The following is a 9,198-nucleotide window of genomic DNA, read 5'->3' as shown; positions in this document are numbered from 1 at the left end:
AACTAGCGTGACGCCTCTTGTGCGGAATGCGCCAGTGCGACACCCTCACAAGCCCGCTTGACGATGCCCAGGCGCATCTCGAATTCGGGCAGCACCCAGCGCCGAAACGCTGCCGCGGCGCGAATGCGCCCGGCATCGGCCGGCGCAGCCACTTCGATGCGGGCCCAGGCCCACGCCATCAGCGTGAGCATCACCACGCGCAGGAAGTCGTCGGCCACTTCGTATGGCAGCACGGGGTTGGCGTGCGCCGCCATCGCCACCGTGGTGCCCAGGTAACGCAGCTGTGCCAGCCGGCGCTGCACGTCGGCATCGGCCTCGCGCGAAGCGTCGAGCGTGTCGCGCAGCTCGAGCAGCACGGCCGACAGCGCTGCGCCGCCGTCGGGCAGCACCTTGCGCACCAGCAGGTCGATCGCCTGGATCTCGTTGGTGCCCTCGTAGATCATCGTCACGCGCGCGTCGCGCACCACCTGCTCGACGCCCCATTCGCGCACGTAGCCGTGGCCGCCGAACACCTGCAGGCATTCGCTGGCGCCGTGGAAGGCCTGGTGTGTGCAGGCAGCTTTGAGCACGGGCGTGACGAGCGAGCACCAGCGCTGCGCGCGCTCGCGCGCCTTGGGGTCGGCGTCGTGCGTGGCGATGTCGAGCATCAGCGCGCTGCGGTAGGCCAGCGCGCGCGAGCCGTCGATCCAGGCGCGCTGGGTGTCGAGGATGCGGCGCACGGCCGGGTGCTCGGCGATCAGGTCGGCCGCCTCGCTGCCACGGCTCGCGGGCACGGCGCCGGGCGCGCGCATCTGGCGGCGCTCGGCGGCATAGGCATCGGCCTTCTGCCAAGCGGCATCGAGCAGGCCGATGCCTTGCAGCGCCACATGCAGGCGCGCCGCATTCATCATCACGAACATCGCGGCCAGCCCGCGCCCGGGCTCGCCGACCAGCCAGCCCGTGGCGTCGTCGAAACGCATCGTGCAGGTCGGGCTGCCGTGCAGGCCCATCTTTTCCTCGATGCGCTCGCAGTGCACTGCGTTGCGCGCGCCGTCGGGCAGCACCTTGGGCACGAGCGCCAACGACAGGCCCTTGGGTCCGGCTGGTGCATCGGGCAGGCGGCACAGCACGAGGTGCACGATGTTCGGCGTGAGGTCGTGCTCGCCGCCTGAAATGAAGATCTTGCTGCCGTTCACGCGCACGCTGCCGTCGGCCTGTGCCGTGGCGCGCGTGCGCACCTGGCCAAGGTCGCTGCCGGCATGGGCTTCGGTGAGGCACATGGTCGCGAGCCATTCGCCGGTCGCGATCTTCTGCAGATAGCGGCCCTTCAGTTCGTCGCTGCCGTGGTGCTTGAGGCAGGCGTACGCGCCGTGCAACAGCCCCGGCGCCATGGTGAAGCCGTGGTTCGCGGCGCTGAGCCATTCGTAGAGGATGGCCTCCAGCACCGCAGGCAGGCCCTGGCCGCCGTCTTCGGTGGCGGCCGACAGCGCCGGCCAGCCGCCGTCCACGAAGGCCTGGTAGGCCGCGCGAAAGCCCGGTGGTGTGACCACTTCGCCGTTGTCGAAGCGGCAGCCGACCTCATCGCCCTCGCGATTGATCGGCGCGATCACCTCGCCGACGAAGCGCGCGGCTTCCTCGAGCACCTGCGACTGCAGCGCCTCGTCGACCTCCGAGAAGGGCGCGAGTGCACGCAGGCGCGTGGGCGCATCGAGCACCGCGTTCAAAAGAAAGCGGACGTCGTCGGGGCGGGGCTGGTAGTGCATCGGGTTCAGGACTCGGCGGTGAAGCCGATCTTCTTGACCAGCGGACCCCAGCGCTCGTACTCGGACTGCAGCGACTTCTTCATCTCCTCGGGCGAGGAACCGTGCGCGATCAGGCCGACCGACAGCAGGCCGTCGGCCACGGCCTTGTCCTTCAGCGCGGCCTGGATCGCGGTGCTCGCGACAGCGATGGTCGCGGCCGGCGTCTTGGCGGGTGCGAAGAAACCGAACCACTCGTCGGCGACGATCTCGGGGAAGCCCTGCTCGGTGAAGGTGGGCACGTCGGGCAGGTAGGCGGGGCGCTGCGCACCCGAGGTGGCGAGCACGCGCAGCTTGCCGGCCTTGGCGAACGGCAGGCAGTCGCCGGCCGGCGTGAGGCACGAGGCGATCTGGCCGCCCACCACGTCGTTGATGCCGGGCAGCGAACCGCGGTAGGGCACGTGACGCAGGTCGGCGCCGGTGCTCAGGCCCAGCAGCGCGCCCAGGAAGTGCGGCGTGGAACCCGCGCCCGGCGAGCCGTAGCTGGCCTGGCCGGGGTTGGCCTTGGCCCAGGCGATGTAGTCCTTCAGCGTCTTCACGCTGGCCGGCACCATCGGTCCGACGGCCAGGCCGTGCGTCATGACGGCGCCGATGGAGATGGGCGCGAAGTCGGGGATGGCGTAGCTGAGCTTGGTGTAGATGTGCGGGTAGATCGACAGCGCCGAGGCCTGCGCGAGACACAGCACGGAGCCATCGGCCGGCGAGGTCTTCAGCGTGTCGAGCGCGATGCGCCCGCCCGCGCCGGGCTTGTTCTCGACCACCGGGTTGGTGGTGGTGAAGGGCGTGTTGCCCAGCTTGTCGGCCACGCGGCGGGCCACACTGTCGCCCGCGCTGCCGGCCGGGAAGCCGTAGTAGATCTTCACCTGCTGCTGCACCGCCTGGGCGAGTGCGGCAAGGGGATGCAAAGCGGCGAGCGCGGCGGTGCCGCCGAGCGCCGTCATGAGTTGGCGTCGAGTGGTCATGGTCTTGTCTCCTGGTTGTCTGCGGGGGGCTGGAATCAGCGCGGCGCCATTCGGAGGGCGCCGTCGAGGCGAATCACTTCGCCGTTGAGATGGCCGTTGGTGACGACGTGGCAAGCCAGCTCGGCAAATTCCGAAGGCTTGCCCAGGCGCGGCGGGAACGGGATCGACGCGGCCAGCGAGTGCTGCACAGCCTCGGGCAGCTCCAGCAGCAGCGGCGTGGCAAAGAGGCCGGGCGCCACGGTGCACACGCGGATGGCGTGCTGCGCGAGGTCGCGCGCCATCGGCAGGGTCATGCCGACGAGGCCGCCCTTCGATGCGCTGTAGGCCTGCTGGCCTACCTGGCCGTCGAAGGCCGCGACCGACGCGGTGAAGAGCATCACGCCCTTCTCGCCGTTGTCGAGCGCATCGAGCTTCGCGCAGCGCGCGGCGAACAGGCGCGCCATGTTGTAGCCGCCGATCAGGTTGATGTTGACCACGCGCACGAAGTCTTCGAGCGGTGCCGGGTTGCCGTCCTTGCCGACGATGCGCTTGGCGCTGCCGATGCCGGCGACGTTCATCAAAATGCGCGCGGGACCGTGTGCGGCCTGCGCCTTGTCGAGCGCGGCGTTCACGCTGTCGGTGTCGGTGATGTCGCAGACGCAGGCGACGCCGCCGATCTCTGCGGCCACCTTCTCCGCCAATGCGGCGTTGCGGTCGAGCACGGCGACCTTGGCGCCCAGGCGCGCGAGTTCGCGCGCGGTGGCTTCGCCGAGGCCCGAGGCACCGCCTGTGACGAGTGCGGCTTGTCCTTCGATCTTCATGGGTGTGTCTCCTGAATGGGGTTAGCGGGGCTTGAGGGTGAAAGGCAGCGTGTCGGCGTGCAGCGCGTCGGCCAGCGCGGCGCGGTGCTTGAGCACGGCGCGCTGGTTGATCGAGCCCTTGTCGGTGACTTCGCCCTTGTCGATCGACGGCGGCTCGGCCATCAGGTGCAGTCGCGCGATGCGGTTGGCGCTGCCGGTGCCCATGGCGGCCAGGTCGTTGGCCACCTGCTGGAAGTGCGCCTGCACCGGCGCGCTTTCGAGCACCTGCTGCATCGTTGCGTCAGCAGGCAGGCCGGCGAGCTGGCGCACCTTCTGCGTCGGGAAGATCAGCGCGCCGACTTCCTTCAGGTTGATGCCCGTGAGCACGGCGTCCTGCACATAAGGCGAGCCGGCCGCGATGATCTTCGCGCGCAGCGGGCCCACGCTCACGAAGGTGCCGGTGGCGAGCTTGAAGTCTTCGGCGATGCGGCCGTCGAAACGCAGGCCGCGGTGGATGTCGTCGTCGGCGATCCACTTCACCGCATCGCCGGTCGAGAAGAAGCCTTCGTCGTCGAAGGCCTCGGCCGTGGCTTCGGGCGCGCGCCAGTAGCCGGGCGTGATGTTGGGGCCGCGGTAGCGCACCTCGGTCTTGCCGTCGACCTCGATCAGCTTGAGCTCGATGCCGGCCGCGGGCAGGCCCACGTCGCCCGACTTCACGTCGGGGCCGGTCACGTACAGCGCGAAGGGGCCCGACTCGGTCATGCCCAGGCCCGTGCCCATCACGATGCGCTCGCCGACTTCCGCTTCCTGCGTGCGGTGCAGGCTGTCCCACACGGGCTGCGCGAGCGCGGCGCCGGAGTAGAAGAACATCTTCACGCGCGACAGCAGGTTGCGGCGCAGCACGGCGTCGCTTTCCATCGCGTTCGCGATCGCCTCGAAGCCGGTGGGCACGTTGAAGTAGATGGTGGGCGCGATCTCGCGCAGGTTGCGCAGCGTTTCGGCCATGCCGGCGGGCGTGGGCTTGCCGTCGTCGATGTACAGCGTGCCGCCGTTGTCCAGCACGATGCCCACGTTGTGGTTGCCGCCGAAGGTGTGGTTCCAGGGCAGCCAGTCGACCAGCACCGGCGGCTCGTCGCCCAGCGCGGGAATCGACTGGCGCAGCTGCTGCTGGTTGGCGCACCACATGCGGTGCGTGTTGATCACCGCCTTGGGCATCTTGGTCGAGCCCGAGGTGAAGAGAAACTTGGTGATGGTGTCGGGGCCGGTGGCCTGCATCGCCGCGTCGATGGCGGGCGTGGCCGGCGTGGCGGCGAGCACGTCGAAGCGCGTGGTGGCGCGGCCCGTGAGCGTGCCTTCGGCAAGCACGACCTCGGTGCCGGCGGGCACGGTGGCTTCGATGGCGCGGGCGAAGCGCGCGGCGTCAGAAGCGAACACCAGGCCCGGCGTGAGCGTGTCGAACACGTGGCGCAGCTTGTCGAAGTCCTGGCTCACGATCGAATAGGGCGGCGACACCGGGCAGTAGGGCACGCCGGCGTAGAGGCAGCCCAGCGCGAGCAGCGCGTGCTCGATGCCGTTCTCGCTGAGGATCGCGACCGGGCGCTCGGCGTTCAGGCCGCGGTCGAGCAGGGCTTGTCCGATACCGCGCGCTTCTTCCAGTGCCTGCGCATAGCTCACGCGCAGCCAGTCGCCGGTGCGGCCATCGGGCAGGCGTTCGCGGCGCGCGATGAAGGTGCGCTCGGGCGCGACCTGCGCCCAGTGCGCGAGCCGGTCGGTCATGCGTTCGCGGTAGGCCTGCAGCGGCGTTTCGGCCGTGAGGTAGCGCGTGCCCGGCGCGCCGTCGCGCAGCAGCGCGCGCGTCACGCCGAAGGCCAGCGGGCGGTATCGAACGGCGGTCATCCCTTGCTCACCTTGGCCCCGCGGCCTTCGAGGAAATCGCGCACGCGTTCCTTCGCCTCGGGCGCGGCCTGGACGATGCCGGACATGAGTGCCTCAGTGAAGAAGCCGTGGTCGGCCGACTGCTCGGCGATGCGCGGCAGCGCGTGCATCAGCGCGTAGTTGGTGAGCGGTGCGTTGGTGGCGATGCGCTTCGCAAGCTCGAAGGCCTTGTCGAAGGCGGTGCCTTCGTCGACCAGGTACTGCGCGAAGTTGGCGCGCTCGCCGTCTTCGGCGTTGTAGACGCGGCCGGTCATCATCATGTCGGTCATGCGGGCCACGCCGATCAGCTTGGGGATGCGCACCGAGCCGCCGCCGCCCACGAAGATGCCGCGCGAGCCTTCGGGCAGGGCGTAGAAGGTGGAGCGGTCGGCCACGCGGATGTGGCAGGCGGTCGCCAGCTCGAGCCCGCCGCCCACCACCGCGCCGTGCAGCGCCGCCACCACCGGTACCGGGCCGTGCTGGATCAGGTCGAGCGCGCTGTGCCACAGGCGCGAGTGCTGCATGCCCTGGCCGGCGTCGCGCTCCTTGAGTTCGCTCAGGTCCAGGCCGGCGCAGAAATGCGGGCCTTCGCCGTCGAGCACGGCCGCGCGCACGGTGGCGGGCAGCGTCTCGAAGGTGTTGCGCAGCGCAAGGATCAGGCCGTCGGACAGCGCGTTGCGTTTGGCGCCGCGCGTGAGACGAACGATGGCGACGTCGTCGCGGATGTCGAGGTGGAGGTCTGGATGGGTCATGAGGGTGTCCGGGGTTGCGTTGGATTATGGTTATGAGAAATAATCAATTCAAGGCATTGGAGCCTCCCGAATCCTAGGGATTTACCCGAACCGGAGACAACGACATGGACCCACGGAACCTGATTGCGATCGACATCCACACCCACGCCGAAGTGAGCTGCTGGAACCCTTTCGACAACTACGGCGAGGAATACGACCGCGCCGCCGACAAGTACTTCGGCTCGAGCGGGCGCCCCACCATCGCCGAGAGCGTGGCGTACTACCGTGAAAGAAAAATCGGGCTGGTGATGTTCATGGTCGACGCGGAATCGAACATGGGCCGCCGGCGCATCCCGAACGAAGAGATCGCCGAGGCCGCGGCGCAGAACAGCGACATCATGATTGCCTTCGGCAGCATCGATCCGCACAAGGGAAAGATGGGCGCGCGCGAGGCGCGCCGGCTCATCGAGGAACACGGCGTGAAGGGCTTCAAGTTCCACCCGACGGTGCAGGGCTTTCATCCCTACGACCGCATGGCCTGGCCGATCTACGAGGTGATCGCCGAGTACAAGCTGCCGGCCATCTTCCACACCGGCCACAGCGGCATCGGCTCGGGCATGCGCTGCGGCGGCGGCCTGCGGCTGGAGTACAGCAACCCGATGCACCTGGACGACGTGGCCATCGACTTTCCCGACATGCAGATCGTCATGGCCCACCCCAGCTTTCCCTGGCAGGACGAGGCGCTGAGCGTGGCCACGCACAAGCCCAACGTGTGGATCGACCTGTCGGGCTGGAGCCCCAAGTACTTTCCGAAGCAGCTCGTGCAGTACGCCAACACGCTGCTGAAAGACCGCGTGCTGTTCGGCAGCGACTACCCGCTGATCACGCCCGACCGCTGGATGCGCGACTTCGAGGCGGCCGGCTTCAAGCCCGAGGTGATGCCCGGCATCCTCAAGGACAACGCGGTGCGGCTGTTGAAGCTCGAGACCCCGGCGGCCTGAGGTTCAGGCAGCGCGGGGCGCCGCGTCGTTCCACTGCGGCTCCCACAGCGGCGCGCCGCGTTCGAACGCGATGGCCAGCTCTTTCTTGCGGCGTTGCGCCACCGCGGTGATCAACGCATTGCAGACCGACAGCGCCGCCGTGTATGAATCGAACGGCGACGCGCTGGAGGTGCGCACCAGCAGCAAATGATCGGCCGAGGCCGCGGCGGGCGCCGTGGGGCTGTCGGTGACCATGACGACCTTCGCGCCCCGCTCGCGAAAGTACGCGGCCGTGCGCGCGATGGCGAGCGAGTGGCGGCGGAAGGTGGGCGTGAGCAGCAGGTCGTGTTCGTCGATGCGCAGCAGCTGGTCTTCGAGCGGCAGCGGGCCCGCGCCGCCCAGCAGCCGCACATCGGGCAGGCACAGGTTCAGGTGCAGCGCCAGGTGGCTGGCCAGCGGCACGCCATGCCGCTGGCCGAGCACATGCACGCGCACCTTGCGCTGCGTGAGCAGCTTCACCGCGGCTTCGAACGCGTCCACGTCGAGCGCCGCGAAGGTGGCGGCCAGGTTGTGCTGGTCGTGCAGCAGCGCGTTGTCCAGGCAGCTGCGCACCGAGGTGTCGTCGCCGATGACCGCGTCGGCGCGCGTGGCGGGCGAAGCGAGCAGGGCGGTGACTTCGGCGCGCGCTTCCATCTGCGCCTGCGCGTAGCTCGTGTAGCCCAGCTTGGCGAGCAGCCGCACCACGGTCGAGGCGCTGGTGCCCACCTTTCTTGCAAGGCTCGTTGCAGATTCGAGCAGCCCCTGCGGGTGGTGCGCCTGCAGCTCCTCGATGAGGCGTCGCTCGCTCTTGGTGAGCTTCTTGCCGTAGCCCGAGATGCGCTGGTTCAGGCTGGGGGCGGCGGGGGGGGCTGCGTGCGGCATCGGAGAAACCTCATGTTTGCAACGAGTATTGCAAAAATAGGGGCTCCTTGCAAAAATGAATGCACGATTTCGGGCGGACCTGTCCGCCCGATTGCCCGCTTCTTCTGCAGAAAGACCTTGCCATGCGTTCCACCACCCCCGCTGTGCCCGCCCTCCGTCGGCGCGAGATCCTCGGCGCCGGCCTGACGGCGGCGCTGCTGCCCCTGTCGGCGCGTGCGCAGGCCTTTCCCGCCCGACCGGTCACGCTGGTGGTGCCGTTCCCGGCCGGCGGCTCGGTCGACCTGATCGCGCGGCTGTACGCCGAGCCGCTGTCGAAGGCGCTGGGCACGCCGGTGGTCATCGACAACCGCGCCGGTGCCGGCGGCTCTATCGCCAGCGCGCAGGTGGCGCGTGCCAAGCCCGACGGCTACACGCTCGTGGTGTCGTCGCAGAGCTCGCACCTGGCCAACCCGCTGACGCAGGCCAACCCGGGCTACGACCCGATCAAGGATTTCCTGTCGATCAGCCAGCTCGCGCGCTCCATCAACGTGCTGCTGGTGAACCCGGCCGTGCCCGCCAAGACCTTCAAGGAGTTCGTGGCGCTGGTGAAGTCGCGCCCCGGCGAGCTCAACTTCTGCAGCGCCGGGCCGGGCAGCATGGGCCAGCTCAACGTCGAGCTGATGAAGTCGCAGCTGCAGCTCAACGCCACGCACGTGCCGTACCGCGGCGGCGGCCCGCTGGTGACCGCGCTGATCTCGAACGAAGTGCAGTTCGGCCTGGACAACCTCGCGCCCTTCCTCCCGCACATCCAGGCCGGCAAGCTGCGCGCGCTGGCCGTGGCCTCGCCCACGCGCGTCGCGGCGCTGCCCGACGTGCCGACCTTCACGGAGCTGGGTTATCCGGTGCTGAACACCACCTCGTGGATCGGCCTGGCCGCGCCCGCGAAGACGCCGCCCGAGGTCATCGCCGCGCTGCACAAGGCCGTGCGCACGGTGGCCGAGCAGCCGACGATGGTCGAGGCGCTGGTGGCGCGTGGTTCGCTCGCACCCGAGGCGCAGTCGCCCGCGCAGTTCACGGCCATGATGTCGGAGCGGCTCGCGCTGTACGGCGAGATGGTCAAGCGCGCCGGCATCCGCGGCGAGTGAGCGGGCGGC

The 9,198-nt window shown here is 69.3% G+C and carries 8 protein-coding genes; 2 read left to right on the top strand and 6 right to left on the bottom strand.

What is annotated here, in order from left to right; genetic code table 11:
• Positions 1–2: 2 nt before the first annotated feature.
• The 5 genes from CLU95_RS10125 to CLU95_RS10105 are packed head-to-tail and all read right to left on the bottom strand — an operon-like array spanning position 3 to position 6,185.
• Positions 3–1,742, bottom strand: a complete 1,740-nt coding sequence (locus tag CLU95_RS10125; RefSeq protein ID WP_099792738.1) for an acyl-CoA dehydrogenase family protein — start codon at positions 1,740–1,742, stop codon at positions 3–5.
• Positions 1,743–1,747: 5 nt separating this feature from the next.
• A complete protein-coding gene (locus tag CLU95_RS10120; protein ID WP_099792736.1) occupies positions 1,748–2,740 on the bottom strand; it encodes a Bug family tripartite tricarboxylate transporter substrate binding protein in 993 nt (330 codons plus the stop codon).
• A 35-nt stretch (positions 2,741–2,775) separates the two neighbouring features.
• Positions 2,776–3,540, bottom strand: a complete 765-nt coding sequence (locus tag CLU95_RS10115; RefSeq protein ID WP_099792734.1) for an SDR family NAD(P)-dependent oxidoreductase — start codon at positions 3,538–3,540, stop codon at positions 2,776–2,778.
• Between the two features lie 21 nt (positions 3,541–3,561).
• On the bottom strand, positions 3,562–5,415 hold the full coding sequence (locus CLU95_RS10110) for a feruloyl-CoA synthase (protein WP_099792732.1): 1,854 nt from the start codon (positions 5,413–5,415) through the stop codon (positions 3,562–3,564).
• Positions 5,412–6,185, bottom strand: a complete 774-nt coding sequence (locus CLU95_RS10105) for a crotonase/enoyl-CoA hydratase family protein (RefSeq protein WP_099792730.1) — start codon at positions 6,183–6,185, stop codon at positions 5,412–5,414. Before CLU95_RS10105 ends, CLU95_RS10110 begins: the two co-directional genes overlap by 4 nt.
• Before the next feature lie 104 nt (positions 6,186–6,289).
• Between CLU95_RS10105 and CLU95_RS10100 the strand changes: the two genes are divergently transcribed.
• Positions 6,290–7,165, top strand: a complete 876-nt coding sequence (locus CLU95_RS10100) for an amidohydrolase family protein (protein ID WP_099792728.1) — start codon at positions 6,290–6,292, stop codon at positions 7,163–7,165.
• A gap of 3 nt (positions 7,166–7,168) precedes the next feature.
• Here CLU95_RS10100 and CLU95_RS10095 read toward each other — a convergent pair whose 3' ends face one another.
• Entirely contained in the window at positions 7,169–8,065 is an 897-nt protein-coding gene (locus CLU95_RS10095) for a MurR/RpiR family transcriptional regulator (RefSeq protein WP_099792726.1), read from the bottom strand.
• Between the two features lie 122 nt (positions 8,066–8,187).
• Between CLU95_RS10095 and CLU95_RS10090 the strand changes: the two genes are divergently transcribed.
• A complete protein-coding gene (locus tag CLU95_RS10090) occupies positions 8,188–9,189 on the top strand; it encodes a Bug family tripartite tricarboxylate transporter substrate binding protein (protein WP_099792724.1) in 1,002 nt (333 codons plus the stop codon).
• The last annotated feature ends 9 nt before the right edge of the window (positions 9,190–9,198 follow it).

Source organism: Variovorax sp. 54 (assembly GCF_002754375.1).
In the GTDB taxonomy this organism is placed as follows: Bacteria; Pseudomonadota; Gammaproteobacteria; order Burkholderiales; family Burkholderiaceae_C; genus Variovorax.
The sequence above is the reverse complement of the archived record's forward strand: the minus strand, read 5'-3'. Positions and strand labels throughout refer to the sequence as shown.